A 14,632-nucleotide genomic window follows, 5' to 3' on the forward strand; every position below is an offset into this window, starting at 1 on the left:
GACCTTCGGCAGACGGCGCGAGAGGCCTGGCTTCGGTAGCCGCCAGGTGCCCCTCCCCGATCGTCTCGTAAGAGGGGTTACGGGGGTCACCCGTCGCTCCATAGTGCCACATGCTGAGATGGGGTCTGTCTCAGGACCGACTCCGTTCTGTTGACGCATTGTTAATTCTCAGATGACGGTCCGCAGCAAAAGGCCATTTAAACTTCACAAAAACCAACTTTCCTTACATATCACTCGAGGAGGCCCGCACATGGCCCTCTGGCCCAGGACGCGCCGTGGCTACACCACCGGTGCGCTCGCCCTGACCGCCGCCCTGGCGCTGTCCGCCTGCGGCAGCACCTCGCAGACGGGCACCAGCGCCTCGTCCTCCGCACCCGCCACAGCGGCGGGCGGAGTACAGCTGGTCGCCCCCGGAAAGCTGACCACCTGCACCAACCTGCCGTACCCGCCGTTCCAGTCCAAGGACGCCAGCGGCAAGGTCGTCGGGTTCGACGTGGACATGATCGACCTGGTCGCCAAGAAGCTGGGCGTGACACAGGACATCGTGGACATCGACTTCGACTCGATCAAGGGCGGTGCCGCGCTCAGTGCCGGCAAGTGCGACGTCGCCGCCGCCGGAATGACGATCACCGAGGACCGCAAGCAGCACCTCGACTTCTCCAACCCCTACTTCGACGAAGTGCTCGGCCTGGTGACCAAGAAGGGCGCCGGTGTGCCCGACCTCGAGACCGCCAAGAGCAAGAACCTGAGCGTCGGCGTGCAGGCCGGCACGACCAGCCTCACGCTCGCCAAGAGCAAGGGCATCGAGGCCAAGGAGTTCAAGGACTCCGGCAAGCTGCTGCTCGCGCTGCAGTCCGGCCAGGTCGACATGGTGATCCAGGACCTGCCGGTCGTCGTCGACTGGATGAAGAAGCCGAACGTCTCCTCCGCCTATGAGCTGTCCGGCCAGGTGCCGACCCACGCCCAGTACGGCTTCGCCGTCAAGAAGGGCAACGCCGCGCTGCTCAAGGTCATCAACGAGTCCCTGGCCGAGGCCATCAAGGACGGCACCTGGACCAAGGAGTACCAGGAGTGGATGGGCGCCGCGCCCGTCACGACCCCGACGCCCACCTCCTGATCATGACGACCACGCCGACCACGGCTGAGCCCGCGAAAAGCGGGCTCAGCCCCCGCCAGCGCCGCCGCGTCAGCCTCGCCATCCAGTACGCCGTCTTCGTCCTCGTCCTCCTCGCGGTGATCCTGCTCGCGGACTGGCCGAAGATCTTCGAGAACTTCCTGAACGGCAAGGTCGCCGCGGGGATGTTCCCCACGCTGTTCACGGTCGCGTTGAAGAACACCCTGATCTTCACCGTCGCCGGCTATGTGATCGGCTTCGCGCTCGGTCTCGTGCTGGCGCTGATGCGGTTGTCCTCGGTGGTCCCCTACCGGGTGGTCGCCCTCGTCTACATCGAGATCTTCCGCGGCCTGCCCGCGCTGATCATCTTCCTGCTGCTCGGGTTCGGCCTGCCGATCGCGTTCCCCGGGTTCAAGCTCCCCGGCGACGTCTACGGTACGGTGGCGCTCGCGCTGGGCCTGGTGGCCGCCGCCTACATGGCCGAGTCGTTCCGCGCGGGCATCCAGGCGGTGCCCAAGGGTCAGATGGAGGCGGCCAGGTCGCTCGGCATGAAGCCGGGCCGGGCGATGCTCTCCATCATCCTGCCGCAGGCCATCAGGATCGTGATCCCGCCGCTGACCAACGAGCTGATCCTGCTGTTCAAGGACTCCTCGCTGGTCTTCACGCTGGGCGTGACGGCGGCGACCACCGAGCTGACCAAGTTCGGCTCCGACACCACGATCGACCAGGCCAACAGCACGCCGCTGATCGTGGCCGGCGCCACGTACCTGCTGATCACGATTCCGCTCGGGTTCGTGGTACGCCGCCTCGAAGCGCGCCAGGGGAGGAAACGGTGACGCACGCCGTAGAGATCAGGGAACTCCACAAGTACTTCGGCGACAACGAGGTGCTCAAGGGCATCGACTTCACCGTCGAACCCGGTCAGGTGGTCTGCGTCATCGGCCCCTCAGGCTCGGGCAAGTCGACGCTGCTGCGCTGCGTGAACGTGCTGGAGACGCCGACCAAGGGCCGGGTGTTCGTCAACGGCTTGGAGCTGACCCATCCCGACGCCGACATCGACGCGGCCCGGCGGCACGTAGGCATGGTGTTCCAGCAGTTCAACCTCTTCCCGCACCTGACCGCGCTGCAGAACGTGATGATCGCCCAGCAGCGGGTGCTGAACCGGAGCAAGAAGGAGGCCGAGATCGTCGCCAGGGAGAACCTGGCCAAGGTCGGTGTCGGCGACAAGTGCGACGAATATCCCGGCAAGCTCTCCGGCGGACAGCAGCAGCGGGTGGCCATCGCCAGGGCGCTGGCCATGAACCCGGACCTGATGCTCTTCGACGAGCCCACCTCGGCGCTGGACCCGGAGCTGGTCGGCGACGTGCTCGCCGTTATGCGCAAGCTGGCGGAGGAGGGCATGACCATGCTGGTGGTCACCCACGAGATGGGGTTCGCCCGCGAGGTGGCCGACCGCGTGGTGTTCATGGACGGCGGGGTGATCGTCGAGGAGGGGACGCCCACCGAGGTGATCGGCGACCCGAAGCAGGAGCGGACCCGCTCCTTCCTCAGGCGCGTCCTGCACCCGGAGGGCTGACCTTCAGCGGGGCCTCCAAAGCGAGCCCCGCAGCCCCTGAGAGCCCATATGCGGGGCGTCCGAGGCTGGGCGCCCCGCGGCTCGTGTAATACTCCGGCATGGACCTCACCTCTTACGCCGAGTGGGCGGTCCGGCTGGTGAACGATCCGCACCCGCCGCCGGAGCTCCTGGAGCTGCGTGACGAACTGGCGGCCGTGTTCGACGGGACCGGCGGCGAGCAGGCCGTCGTAGCGCGCCTGAACGCGCTGCTCGTGCGCCATCCGGTGCGCCCCCAACTGTCGGACCACGACGGGCAGCACTGGCACCTCCACCTGGCTGTGGACGCGCACGGCACAGCCGCCGCCGGCGCCGTGATGGGCCTGGCCGCGCTCGTCGCCGAGCTGGGCGCCGACCGGCTCGGCCGCTGCCAGGAGCCACGATGCCTGCGGGCCTTCCTCGACACCTCCTCCAACCGCTCGCGCCGCTACTGCTCCGCCCGGTGCGCCAGCAGGGCCAACGTCGCCGCCTACCGTGCCCGCCGCAGGAGCGGCCAGTAGCGCAGCACCACCCGGCCCACGATGTCGCTCACCGGGCCGAAGTCCCAGCTGTCGCGGCGCCCGCTGGCCCGCTGGTTGTCGCTCTCCAGCCACCAGCCGTCGTCGCCGTGCCATTGGGCCCGCTTGACGATGAGCCGCTCGGGCTCGCCCGGGAGCCGCGCCACGACCAGATCGCCGGGATGCACCGCGGCGCCACGCCGTACGAGGAGCCAGTCGCCGGGCACCAGCGCCGGCCGCATCGAATCCCCCTCGACACGCACTCTCATGGGCTGTGACCCCCTCCGCCGCAGGCGTTTGGACCCGAGTAAGGTCGGTAGTTGGACCAAGCTGATTCAGCATCAAGGAAGGACTTTCTGATGCTCGCACGACTGCTACGACCCAAGCATGTCGCTTCTGCCCACTGCGACCTGCCCTGTGGGGTGTACGACCCCGCGCAGGCCCGGATCGAGGCGGAGTCGGTCAAGGCGATCATGGAGAAGTACGCGGCCAACGAGGACCCGATCTTCCGGGCCCGGGCGCTCTCCATCAAGGAGGAGCGGGCCGAGCTCGTCAAGCACCACCTGTGGGTGCTCTGGACCGACTACTTCAAGCCCCCGCACCTCGAGCAGTACCCCCAGCTTCACCAGCTCTTCTGGGAGGCCACGAAGCTCGCCGGCGCGGCCGGCGGCAAGGGCACGGTCGAGGTCACCAAGGCCGAGGACCTTCTCGGCAAGATCGACGAAATCTCCAAGATCTTCTGGGAGACGAAGGCCGCCTAAATCGGCACAAAGGCTCTGTGCGGCGACCTTCCGCGCAGAGCCTTTTCGGTCGATGGCGAGTCTGATTCCGCCAACCACCTCCCGGGGGCGGTAAGTTGCAGTCAGCGCCGTATTCGCGAGGAGGAACGTGACCGAGGAAACCGAGACGCGGGCTGAGGGCGTGGCCGGCATCCGCGACGTGGTGAGCATCAGGCTCCCGGCCGCGAGTGCCTACCTGTCCGTACTGCGTACGGCCACTGCCGGACTGGCCGCACGGCTCGACTTCACGCTGGACGAGATCGAGGATCTGCGGATCGCGGTCGACGAGGCGTGCGCGATGTTGCTGAGCGAGGCCGTGCCCGGGACCGATCTGACCGCCGAGTTCGAGCTGACCGGGCAGGAAATGCAGGTCAGGGTCGAGGTCGCGACGGTCGGCAGCTCCGCGCCAAAGCGGGACGACTTCGCCTGGATGGTCTTGACCGCCCTGGCAGACGATGTGGAAGCGGTGATCGACTCTCCCGATCGCATGGCGATCGTCCTGCGTAAGCGCCGAGGCACGGCGAGGCCGGCGTGACGGAAAGGACTGGAGCCATGGCCACCAGCGACCACGCCGTGCCCGACAGGGTGCGGGCCCGCATCCTCTTCGCCGAGCTGTCCGAGCTGGGGCCTGACGAGCCGCGTCGGCAGCGCATCAGGGACGAGCTGGTCGAGCTTCACCTTCCTCTGGTCGAATATCTGGCTCGCCGCTTCCGCAACCGGGGCGAGTGGCTCGACGACCTCACCCAGGTCGCCACCATCGGACTGATCAAGTCCATCGACCGCTTCGACCTCAACCGCGGCGTGGAGTTCTCCACCTACGCCACGCCCACGATCGTCGGCGAGATCAAGCGCCACTTCCGTGACAAGGGCTGGGCGGTGCGCGTGCCGCGCCGTCTCCAGGAGCTCAAGCTGTCGCTGACCAAGGCGATCAGCGAGCTGTCGCAGCGCGAAGGCCGGGCACCGACCGTCGCGGAGCTGGCCGCCTACCTCAAGATGACCGAGGAGGAGGTCCTCGAGGGCTTGGAGTCGGCCAACGCCTACTCCACCGTGTCCCTCGACGCGCCCGACTCCGGTGACGACGACGCGCCCGCCGTGTCCGACTCGCTGGGCATCGTGGACGAGTCGCTCGAAGGCGTCGAATACCGCGAGTCGCTCAAGCCGCTGCTCGAACGACTGCCGCCCCGTGAGAAGCGCATCCTGCTACTGCGCTTCTTCGGCAACATGACCCAGTCGCAGATCGCCACCGAGCTGGGCATCTCGCAGATGCACGTCTCACGGCTGCTGGCCCGCACGCTGGCCCAGCTGCGCGAGGGCCTGACCGCGGACGACTGACCCTGGACGACTAACGCGATCGAGGGCCGACGACCGACCCTCGACAGCTAACCCTTCTGCGAGTCCTCGCCATATAGGGCGTGGGTGGTGGGGGGCGCGAGCAACGTGCCGAGGCCGGCGACGGCCACCACGATCAGCGGGATCCCATAGAGCGGCTTGTCCGACTGGATGAGCGTGATCGCGACCGGGAGCACGAAGATCTGGGCCAGCACGCTGGGCGATCTCCCCCATCGCTCCATCTTGTACAGGCCGCCCCAGGCCACCCAGACCAATCCCGCGCCGATCAGCACCCCGAACGCCGACTCGGCCAGCGCGCTGGTGATGTCCTCCGCCGCGCCGGCCAGCGTCTCCACCGCGACGTACAGACCGAGACCGAGCGCCACGAGGCCCTCCAGGGCGACGATGAGCGCGGCGGCGAGAAGTGTCCAAGGTCGGTTCACGCCCCAAACCCTATCGGTGCCCCTCGCCGCCTCCAGATTCCGACTAATGGCCGATAAGCCAGATATCGGGCACCGGCTAGTCTGAACGACATGCGAGCGATGCTCCTGGTCAACCCCAAGGCCACGACCACGAATGCCCGCCGGCGTGACGTACTGATCCGCGCGCTCGGCGCCGCCGTCGAGTTGACCGTGGAACAGACCCGGTACCGGGGCCACGCGGCCGCGCTGGCCACCACCGCGCACGCCAAGGGCTACGACGTGGTGGCCGTGCTGGGCGGCGACGGGACGATCAACGAGGCCGTGAACGGCCTGCTCAACGCCGTCAACGGCGACGACCCCGCGTACCAGGACGACCCCAGCGCCGGGCGGCCCGCGCTGATCGTCATCCCCGGGGGCAGCGCGAACGTGTTCGCCCGCGACCTGGGCCTGCCGAACGACCCGGTCGAGGCCACGGGCGCTGTGCTCGAGGCGCTGCGTGACGGCCGCCGCAGGACCGTGGGGTTGGGGCAAGCCCTTTGGGAGGATCAGAGCCGATATTTCACCTTCGGCGGTGGGATGGGGTACAACGCCGAGGTCATCCGGGCCGTCGAGGGGCTGCGCGGCACGGGCCGGAAGGCGACACCCACGCGTTACGTCAACACCGCGCTGCGCCATTACTTCGCCACTGACAAGCGCCACCCGGCGATGACGCTGAGCGGCCCCGGCATTCCCGCCGCCAAGGGCGTGTACATGGCGATCATCTCCAACACCTCGCCCTGGACCTACATCGGCACCCGGCCGGTCCTGCCCACACCCTGGGCCGGCTTCGAGACCGGGCTCGACCTGCTGGGACTCCAAGAGATAGGCGTGACCTCGATACTTCCCGCCATCCGGCAGATCCTCACGGAGCGTGACACCCTTCCATCGGGCCGGCACCTCGTCCAGCTCCACGACGAGTCCGAGTTCACGCTCGCGGCAGACCGCCCTGTGGCCTTCGAGCTGGACGGCGACTACCTGGGGGAACGGGAATCAGTGACATTCCGCTCTATCCCGAACGCATTACAAGTTCTGGTCTAGCTGGTTACATTCGGTCATTGTGTGACGCATCCGACATCCATCCACACCAAAACTTCCTACCAACCCTCTTGCGTGCACTCTCAGTGGCTGACAGGCTCAACTTTGACGTCGGAACGTAGGACCTTTAACAAGCCTTACCGGGTCCGCTCCGACGCTCAGCGGGCAACCCCGGTCCAACGCAGGATCCGGGTCGTTGCTCGCGCGAGTTAGTGAAACTCTTCACAAAGTAGTAGCCGCACGGAGCCGACCAGAGGTTCCATCTACTAAGGAGTGAAACGCATGGACTGGCGCCACCGAGCTGCCTGCCGTGACGTCGACCCCGAGCTGTTCTTCCCGATCGGCAACACCGGCCCGGCACTCATGCAGATCGAAGAGGCCAAGCAGGTGTGCCGCTCGTGTTCGGCGGTCGACCTGTGCTTGAAGTGGGCCCTTGAGTCCGGCCAGGACGCCGGCGTCTGGGGCGGCCTGAGCGAGGACGAGCGCAGGGCGTTGAAGCGCCGCAGCGCCCGTGCCCGCGCTCGCGCCTCCGCCTAGCCGAACCGCCCGATCCGCAGCTCGTACGGCAGGCATGGGCCGGCCCTACCCGCCATCCGTGGTGGAGGGCCTCCAGGGAGACGCGCGCTGAACCCGCACGTGGCGGGCCGCCGATAAGCGCGCCCGTGACAAGGGCACGCCGTCAGGCGGCCGGCAGTGGGATGGAGAGCGTCACCTCTGTGCCGCCCTCCAGGCGAGGGGCGATCGAGAGTTTGCCCGAGAGCTCGCCGACCACGAGCGTGCGGACGATCTGCAGGCCCAGGCTCGTGGAATTGTCCAGCTCGAAGTCGTCGGGCAGACCCTGACCGTCGTCCCAGACGGTCACGTGCAGCCTGTCGGGAGTCGGTTCCACGACCACTTGCAGGTGTTTGGGGCGGCCGTGTTGCAAGGCGTTCTGGAGAAGTTCGGTGAGAGCCATCGCCAGAGGTGTGGCGATGAGCGACGGAAGGGTGCCGAAGCTGCCTATCCGTCGCGGGGTGACCGCCGCCTCCGCCGCCGACACTTCGCCCGCCATCGCGATCACGCGGTCGGCGATGTCGTCGAAGTCGACGAACTCCTCCGGCGCGTGAGAGAGCGTCTCGTGCACGATCGCGATCGAGCCGACCCGCCGCACCGCCTCCTCCAGCGCCTCCCGCCCTTCGGGCACGCGCAGGCGCCGTGCCTGGAGCCGGAGCAGGGCCGCCACCGTCTGCAGGTTGTTCTTGACCCGGTGGTGGATCTCGCGGATGGTCGCGTCCTTGGTCATCAGCTCACGTTCGCGGCGGCGCAGCTCCGTCACGTCACGGATGAGCACCAGCGCGCCGATGCGGCCGCCGCCGACGATCAGCGGGATCGCCCGGAGCTGCACGATCGTCCCGCCGGACTCGACCTCTGTCTCCTTGGCCGCGCGCCCGCTGGCCACGATCATCAGGTCCTCGTTGATCGGCTCGTCGGAGTAGCAGAGCGTGGCGGTCACCCGGCCCAGCTCGGCCCCGACCAGATCCGCGTGCAGACCGAGCCGCCGGTAGGCCGACAGCGCGTTCGGAGACGCGTACGTCACGCGCCCCGCCCTATCCAGCCGCAGCAGGCCGTCGCCGACGCGCGGGGAGCGGACCAGGATCGGCTCCTCGCCGGAGAACGGGAAGCGTCCCTCGGCCACCATCTGCGCCAGGTCGGAGGCGCTCTGCAGGTAGGTGAGCTCCAGGCGCGACGGGGTGCGCGCCGAGGACAGGTTGGTGGAGCGCTGGATCACCGCGAGGAAGCGGGCCTCGCCGACGGGGACCGCCCGCCGTACGGGGATGGTCTCCTCGCGGACGGGCACGCCCGTCGACCAGTCGGGGTCGCCTTCGCGGCAGATGCGCCGCTCGTTCCACGCCGTGTCGATCAGGTAGCGCTCGCCCTTGGCCGCGACGGTGCCGACGATGTCGTCGTGGTAGACGGTGGGTCCGGTGGTCGGGCGCATCTGCGCGATCGCGATCCAGCCGCCGCCCTCGCCCTGGAGCGGCGCCCACAGGATGAGGTCGGCGAACGACAGGTCGGCCAGCAGTTGCCAGTCGGAGACCAGAGAGTGCAGCCAGTCGAGGTCCGCCGCGTCGAGAGCGGTGTGGCGGACGACGAGGTCGCTGAGAGTCGGCACGAGTGCATCATGCGTGCTTTCCGCCGCAACAACCAAACCGGCGACCCGGCCCGCCCCTCCCGCCGGCGTGCTCACCAGGCCGCGAACACCGATGAACACGGGCGTGTCGCCGTGCGGTCAACCGCTGATTTTCGGGAATCTCACACTGTGAAAACCGTCACACTGTTCCGTTCGGTCGATCCTCGGAGCGGGACCGTTCGGCGCGCAACGGAGGTGATCGACACGTCACTCATCTTTGTCCCGAGCTCGGCTACCGCCTCGGTTGCGGCCACGCCTGCCACTGTGTATATCCTTCACAATCAACCTGAGCTGCCCGATCCGGCATGTATCACGGCGGGCGAGCCCGGTCTGACGACGAGCGCGCCCCTGCCTGTGTCGTGCCGGTGGTTGACCGCTCGGGCCAATCTGAGTTCCGATGATCTCGCGGTGATCAGACACGCCCTCACCGCCGTGGCAGAAGTGAAGGTGAGAGCGTGACGGACGACGGCCCTCGCGTACCGAAGTACTACGACGTGAAACGGAGCCTGCTCGAGCTCACCAAGAGCCTGCCTCCCGGCGCGGCGCTGCCTCCCGAGCGGACGCTGGCCGTACGTTTCGAGACCTCGCGCACCACCGTCCGTCAGGCGCTGACCGAGCTGGTCGTCGAGGGGCGGCTGCTGCGCATCCAGGGCAAGGGCACCTTCGTGGCCCAGCCGAAGGTGGCGCAGGTGTTGCAGCTGACGTCGTACATCGGCGACCTGCGCACGGCCGGCCTCGAGCCCGACACCAAGATCCTGGAGATCGGCTACATCACCGCCGACGAGCCGCTCGCGCGGCGGCTGGCCATCAACCCGGGCGGACGCGTCCTGCGCATCCACCGCCTGCGCCTGGCCAACGGGGAGCCCGTCTCGATAGACACCACTCACCTGTCGGCCCGCCGCTTCCCCAGGCTGCGGCGGGAGCTCGAGGTGCACGCGTCCCTGTACGAGACGCTGCACAACGCCTACAACGTCCGGCTCACCGACGCCGAGGAGATCATCGAGACCGTGCTCGCCACGCCCTATGACGCGAAGGCGCTCGGCGTGGACGTCGGGCTGCCGATGCTGCTCCTGACGCGGCACGCCTTCGACGCCGACGGAAACCCGGTCGAGTGGGCGCAGTCGCTCTATCGCGGCGATCGCTACAAGTTCGTCACGCGCCTGCGCCGCCCGTGAGGCAGCTTCTTCAGCAGGCCGCCTTCGGCAGGTCGCAGACCTTCGCCCTCATCCGCTCCGCCTGGGAGATGAGGCCCTTGAAGCGCTTGAGCGGCAGGCTCTTCGCCGCCCAGCCCGATCCGCCCACGACGTAGACGGTCGCGCCGTTCCGCACGACGACCGTCTGCTCACCGCTCTCGAAGAAGCTGCTGCCGGCCCGGAGAGCGTCGTCGCCCACCTTGAGGGGCTTGGTGTAGTAGTGGTGGCGGTCGGGGCCCTTGCCGAAGTTCGCGCACCGGGACAGGTCCGCGCGCAGCCCCCGCATCGCCGTACGGGCGGCGGAGACGCTCTTGTAGACGACGAGCTGCTCGTACTTGATCGTGTCTTCCGAGCGGTAGTGGACGGCCCGGGTCGCCAGGCGGTCGGCGGTCGAGGCGGTGCGGCGCTCGCACGGGTTCAGCCGGAGCGGGAGGCTCTTCGACTCCGTCGTCTTGTAGGTCTCCCACTTCTTGGCCGGTGGGTGGGTCTCCAGGAAGAGCATCCCGTCGGGCAGCACGCCCGCCCCCATGGACATCGCCGCGGCGGCTGCCACGGCTACCCCGATCTGTAACATCTGGACCTCCAGCTCATCCGTCACCACGTGAGACGGCCCGCAATACCGATTCGTTCAACTATTTCGGGACTTGCGGCCATCGCGGGGTGATGATGCAGGCATGGCAAAGGCGATCGAACAACCCGTTCCCGGCGTCACAGTCGGACACGCTCTTCTCGGCCGCTCCAAAGGCGCGGCCCAGCCGGTGAACAAGATCGTGCATGACGGCGACACGATCAACATCGCGGCCGACGGCAACTTCGGCGTACGTCTGCTCGGTGTCGACGCTCCCGAAGTCAGCTTCGAGTTACCCCGCAACCCGAACTTCCCCGACTTCCCCAAGGGCTTCGTCTCCATCGACAAGCCCGCCTGGACGACCTTCCTCACCGACCCGTTCGAGAAGGGCTACCAGGAGCTCACGCTCCGCACGGCCCTGCACAACAACCTGCTGGGCAGGCTGGGCCCGGCGGCCGCGCCCAACCACGCCGCCCATGCCGCCCCGGCCACCCAGGCGCTCAAGACCATGATGCAGCTCGACATCACTGAGCAGGGCCTCACCGACGAAACGTTCAAGATCAGGCTGGCCTTCGCGTACGAGATCCTCGACCGGTACGGCAGGCTCCTCTGCTACGTCAACCGCGACCAGCGCGACAAGCCCCGCCCCGATCCGTACAACGAGCGACTGCTCGCGGCCGGGCACGTGATCCCCTACTTCATCTGGCCCAACGTGGACCCGTTCGTCCGCCAGGAGGGCCGGTTGGCCGACGCGGTGCCGGCGCCGGGCAGCGCCAGGACGGTCGCCGAAGCGGGGGCGCTGGGCCGGGCCAGGCAGGCCGTACGGCGGGCCCGTGAGGCGGGGCTGGGCCTCTGGGACCACGCGAACCCGCTCGCGCTGCTGCCGTTCGAGCTGCGCTTCCTGGCCCAGCGACGGGCGCCCGACCGCTATGTGCTCGACCTGTCGGACAACGCCAGGGAGTTGCTGCACCCGCAGAGCTACTTCCGCATCCCCAATCCCGAGGATCGGCTGTTCGTCAACGCCGAGCACGCCCCGCTGTACAGGGAGAAGGGCTGGTCCGTCCCACCGCTGTGAGGCTGGCCCCTCTTCGCCCGCGGGGTGGGGCTAGCCCTACCCCGCAGGCACACACCAAGCCCATGTCGCGCGAGCCCCGGAGGTCAATACCGTTGGTGCCATGAAAGTCCCCCGCCCGTGGTCGGCACGCGCCTGGCTGGACACGGCGCATGTCGTGATCGGGCTGCCTGTCGGCGTGATCCTCGCCGGGCTGACCCTCGTGTGCGCCGCGGTGCCGCCCCTGATGCGCCGCGGTCTGCCGCTCTTCACCCGGGTGCAGCGCTCCCGGTTCGAGGCGTTCCTGGGGGCGCGCATCCCGCCGGTGCGCTCGCCGACCACCTGGCGCAGCCGCATCACCTGGCGGCAGATCGGCTACCACCTGCTCTCGCCGCTGGTGGGGCTGGCCGGGACCGTCCTGGTGGCGGCCGCGTGGGGAGCGGCCGGGGTGGGGCTGACGGCGTTCCTGCAGCCGATGCTGCAGAAGCGTCCGCTCGTGTTCGAGTTCAACCTGAGGGAACCGGGCGTGGTCTCCGTGTACATGGCGGTCGGGTTCGTCCTGCTGCTGGTGGCTCCGACGCTGGCGCGGGGAATGGCGCGTCTGGACCTGTCGGTGGCGCGCACTCTGCTCGGCCCCAGCCGCCACGAGCTGGGGCAGCGGATCGAGACGCTGACCGAGAGCCGCGCCGGGGTGATCGACGCGGCCGACGCCGAGCGGCGGCGCATCGAGCGGGACCTGCATGACGGCGCCCAGCAGCGGCTGGTCTCGCTGGCCATGAACCTCGGGCTGGCCCGCGCCACGCTGACCGACCTGCCCGAGCCCGCCCGCGAGGCGATCGCGCAGGCGCACGAGGAGTCCAAGCAGGCGCTCAAAGAGCTGCGCGACTTCGTCCGCGGCCTGCATCCCGCCGTGCTCAACGACCAGGGCCTCGACGCGGCGCTCTCCGGCATCGCCGCGCGCGCCCCCATCCCGGTGCGGCTGCGCGTCGACATCGATCTGCGCGCTTCTCCTACCATCGAGGCGGTGGCGTTCTTCATCGTGTCCGAGGCCCTCACCAACATCGCCAAGCACGCGGCGGCCACCAAGGCCCAGGTGAGCGTGGTCCGCGAGGGCGACCGGCTGTGCCTGCGCGTCTTCGACGACGGCTGCGGTGGCGCCCGGCTCGACGGCGGCACCGGCCTGCGCGGCCTACTCCAGCGGATCGACTCGGTCGACGGGACGCTCCGCCTGTCCAGCCCGCTCGGCGGGCCGACCACGATCGAGGTGGACCTGCCGTGCGAGTAGTAGTTCTGGCGGAAGACTCCATTGAGGTGGACCTGTCGTGCGAGTAGTACTTGCGGAAGACTCCGTACTTCTGCGCGAAGGGCTCGTCCGGCTGCTCGACGCGGCCGGCATGCGGGTGGTGGCGGCCGTGGACGAGGCGGAGGGCCTGCTGCGCGCCGCTGAGGAGCACCTGCCCGACCTGGTGGTCACGGACGTACGGATGCCTCCCACACACACGGACGAGGGCCTGCGCGCGGCCCTCGTGCTGCGCCGCGAGCATCCCGACATGCCGGTGCTGGTCCTGTCGCAGTACGTGGAGGAGCGCTACGCGGCCCGGCTGCTCGCCTCGGCCACCGGCGGCGTCGGCTACCTGCTCAAGGACCGGGTGGCCGACGTGACCGACTTCATCGACGCGCTGCGCCGGGTGGCGGCGGGCGGCACCGCGCTGGACCCCGAGGTCGTCGCCCAGCTGCTGCTGCGCGGGCACAGCGACCCGCTCGACCGGCTGACGCCCAGGGAGGGCGAAGTGCTCAAGCTGATGGCCGAAGGCCGCTCCAACGCGGGCATCGGGCAGGAGCTGGTGCTCAGCGAGGGAGCGGTCGGCAAGCACATCGGCAACATCTTCACCAAGCTCGACCTGTCCCCGGCCGAGGGCGACCACCGCCGGGTCCTCGCCGTCCTGCAGTTCCTCAAGATCAGGAGTCTGCCATGAGGGCGCTGTGGCTGAGCGCGGGCGCCGTGGCGACCGTGTGCGCGTTGCTGATCAGCGGTACCGCGTTCTGGGATGGGTTCGCCCACGCCAGTCCACCGACGGAGACGACCAGCAGGAGCATCTCGTTCAAGCTGTCACAGCTGAAGGTGATCGCGGGGCGCGGAAGCGTGAATGTCAGCATCCATCCCGGCGAGGCGGGCGAGCTGTTCCTCGAACGGTCAGTGCGCTGGTCGAAGACGAAGCCGACCGTCAAGGAGGACTGGGACGGCCGGACGCTGCGGCTCGATGCCTCGTGCCCAGGCACGGACGAGCGGCACGCGCCGGTCTGCGATGTCGACTACGCGCTGTTCGTGCCGGTGGAGACCGATGTAGCGGCGGAGTCGGCCAACGGCATGCTGGCGGTCAACGGTATCTTCGGCAACGTCCGGATGATCTCCGAGTCGGGTCCGCTGCGGGTGGCCGAGACATCGGGCACCGTCTGGGCCAGGAGTGGTTCCGGCGATGTCACGGGTAGCAGGCTCACGGGCGGCGAGGCCGACGTGGAGATCGGCTCGGGCCGCGTCGACCTGTCCTTCGAAAACGCTCCGACGAAGGTCCGGGCGGTCGTCAGAACCAGAGGCGATGTCACCGTGCTGGTCCCCGGCCTGTCCTACGACGTGGACGCGCTTGCCAAGAACGTCAACCTCGACATCATGAAGGAGCCTGCCTCGCCAAGGAAGATCACTGTGCAGGCGCCGGCCGGCATGGCGAATGTCTGCTGCAGGTGAGGACCGGGAACCGGCCGCCATGGCTGCGTGACGACGCAACCGTTGACATCTGTTTACTCTGATGGCTCGTTGGTAGGTTC

Annotated in this window: 18 protein-coding genes; 14 read left to right on the forward strand and 4 right to left on the reverse strand. The window is 68.5% G+C overall.

Translation table 11 applies throughout. The features are described from left to right. The first annotated feature begins 250 nt into the window (after positions 1-250). The 4 genes from AB0B64_RS56405 (at position 251) to AB0B64_RS56420 (ending at position 3,226) form a co-directional block, all read left to right on the forward strand. Positions 251-1,117, forward strand: coding sequence for an ABC transporter substrate-binding protein (locus tag AB0B64_RS56405; protein ID WP_358203729.1), 867 nt, complete (start codon positions 251-253; stop codon positions 1,115-1,117). Continuing rightward, on the forward strand, positions 1,072-1,950 hold the full coding sequence (locus AB0B64_RS56410) for an amino acid ABC transporter permease (RefSeq protein ID WP_357949610.1): 879 nt from the start codon (positions 1,072-1,074) through the stop codon (positions 1,948-1,950). Before AB0B64_RS56405 ends, AB0B64_RS56410 begins: the two co-directional genes overlap by 46 nt. Then, on the forward strand, positions 1,947-2,690 hold the full coding sequence (locus AB0B64_RS56415; RefSeq protein ID WP_225301855.1) for an amino acid ABC transporter ATP-binding protein: 744 nt from the start codon (positions 1,947-1,949) through the stop codon (positions 2,688-2,690). Before AB0B64_RS56410 ends, AB0B64_RS56415 begins: the two co-directional genes overlap by 4 nt. Positions 2,691-2,788: 98 nt before the next feature. Continuing rightward, complete coding sequence (locus AB0B64_RS56420) at positions 2,789-3,226, forward strand: CGNR zinc finger domain-containing protein (RefSeq protein WP_357949607.1); 438 nt, start codon at positions 2,789-2,791, stop codon at positions 3,224-3,226. Here the strand turns inward: AB0B64_RS56420 and AB0B64_RS56425 are convergent. After that, positions 3,196-3,552, reverse strand: coding sequence for a S24 family peptidase (locus tag AB0B64_RS56425; protein WP_357949604.1), 357 nt, complete (start codon positions 3,550-3,552; stop codon positions 3,196-3,198). The two genes, AB0B64_RS56420 and AB0B64_RS56425, sit on opposite strands and share 31 nt — an antisense overlap. Positions 3,553-3,582: 30 nt before the next feature. Here AB0B64_RS56425 and sodN point away from each other — a divergent pair, with 30 nt between their 5' ends. From sodN to AB0B64_RS56440, 3 genes are all read left to right on the forward strand, one after another. After that, positions 3,583-3,984, forward strand: coding sequence for a superoxide dismutase, Ni (sodN, locus tag AB0B64_RS56430; RefSeq protein WP_214640147.1), 402 nt, complete (start codon positions 3,583-3,585; stop codon positions 3,982-3,984). A 127-nt stretch (positions 3,985-4,111) separates the two neighbouring features. After that, on the forward strand, positions 4,112-4,537 hold the full coding sequence (locus AB0B64_RS56435; protein ID WP_214640148.1) for an anti-sigma factor: 426 nt from the start codon (positions 4,112-4,114) through the stop codon (positions 4,535-4,537). A gap of 17 nt (positions 4,538-4,554) precedes the next feature. Continuing rightward, positions 4,555-5,334, forward strand: coding sequence for an RNA polymerase sigma factor SigF (locus AB0B64_RS56440; RefSeq protein WP_357949601.1), 780 nt, complete (start codon positions 4,555-4,557; stop codon positions 5,332-5,334). A 47-nt stretch (positions 5,335-5,381) separates the two neighbouring features. On the opposite strand, the gene AB0B64_RS56445 is transcribed toward AB0B64_RS56440, so the two are convergent. Next, complete coding sequence (locus tag AB0B64_RS56445) at positions 5,382-5,774, reverse strand: hypothetical protein (RefSeq protein WP_357949598.1); 393 nt, start codon at positions 5,772-5,774, stop codon at positions 5,382-5,384. A 90-nt stretch (positions 5,775-5,864) separates the two neighbouring features. Here AB0B64_RS56445 and AB0B64_RS56450 point away from each other — a divergent pair, with 90 nt between their 5' ends. Together AB0B64_RS56450 and AB0B64_RS56455 are read left to right on the forward strand one after the other, a co-directional pair. Continuing rightward, positions 5,865-6,830 (forward strand): diacylglycerol kinase family protein, encoded by a 966-nt coding sequence (locus AB0B64_RS56450; RefSeq protein ID WP_357949595.1) that lies wholly within the window; start codon positions 5,865-5,867, stop codon positions 6,828-6,830. Positions 6,831-7,109: 279 nt separating this feature from the next. Further along, entirely contained in the window at positions 7,110-7,364 is a 255-nt protein-coding gene (locus tag AB0B64_RS56455) for a WhiB family transcriptional regulator (protein WP_225301850.1), read from the forward strand. A gap of 142 nt (positions 7,365-7,506) precedes the next feature. Here the strand turns inward: AB0B64_RS56455 and AB0B64_RS56460 are convergent, their stop codons facing one another. Beyond that, positions 7,507-8,979 carry a PAS domain-containing sensor histidine kinase gene (locus tag AB0B64_RS56460; protein WP_225301849.1) on the reverse strand — a complete coding sequence of 491 codons (1,473 nt, stop codon included), beginning with the start codon at positions 8,977-8,979 and terminating at the stop codon, positions 7,507-7,509. A gap of 473 nt (positions 8,980-9,452) precedes the next feature. Between AB0B64_RS56460 and AB0B64_RS56465 the strand changes: the two genes are divergently transcribed. Continuing rightward, positions 9,453-10,172 (forward strand): GntR family transcriptional regulator, encoded by a 720-nt coding sequence (locus tag AB0B64_RS56465; RefSeq protein ID WP_357949591.1) that lies wholly within the window; start codon positions 9,453-9,455, stop codon positions 10,170-10,172. A gap of 10 nt (positions 10,173-10,182) precedes the next feature. On the opposite strand, the gene AB0B64_RS56470 is transcribed toward AB0B64_RS56465, so the two are convergent. Beyond that, positions 10,183-10,764, reverse strand: coding sequence for a hypothetical protein (locus AB0B64_RS56470; RefSeq protein ID WP_358203752.1), 582 nt, complete (start codon positions 10,762-10,764; stop codon positions 10,183-10,185). Positions 10,765-10,864: 100 nt separating this feature from the next. On the opposite strand from AB0B64_RS56470, the gene AB0B64_RS56475 reads away from it, so the two are divergent. From AB0B64_RS56475 to AB0B64_RS56490, 4 genes are all read left to right on the forward strand, one after another. Further along, positions 10,865-11,833 carry a hypothetical protein gene (locus AB0B64_RS56475; RefSeq protein WP_358203758.1) on the forward strand — a complete coding sequence of 323 codons (969 nt, stop codon included), beginning with the start codon at positions 10,865-10,867 and terminating at the stop codon, positions 11,831-11,833. 100 nt (positions 11,834-11,933) lie between these two features. After that, positions 11,934-13,094 carry a histidine kinase gene (locus tag AB0B64_RS56480; RefSeq protein ID WP_357949584.1) on the forward strand — a complete coding sequence of 387 codons (1,161 nt, stop codon included), beginning with the start codon at positions 11,934-11,936 and terminating at the stop codon, positions 13,092-13,094. Positions 13,095-13,131: 37 nt separating this feature from the next. Continuing rightward, positions 13,132-13,785, forward strand: coding sequence for a response regulator transcription factor (locus tag AB0B64_RS56485; protein WP_358203762.1), 654 nt, complete (start codon positions 13,132-13,134; stop codon positions 13,783-13,785). Beyond that, positions 13,782-14,552, forward strand: a complete 771-nt coding sequence (locus tag AB0B64_RS56490; RefSeq protein ID WP_357949578.1) for a hypothetical protein — start codon at positions 13,782-13,784, stop codon at positions 14,550-14,552. Before AB0B64_RS56485 ends, AB0B64_RS56490 begins: the two co-directional genes overlap by 4 nt. Positions 14,553-14,632: the final 80 nt, after the last annotated feature.

The sequence above is a fragment of the Nonomuraea sp. NPDC049129 genome (assembly GCF_040648495.1).
Taxonomy (GTDB): domain Bacteria; phylum Actinomycetota; class Actinomycetes; order Streptosporangiales; family Streptosporangiaceae; genus Nonomuraea.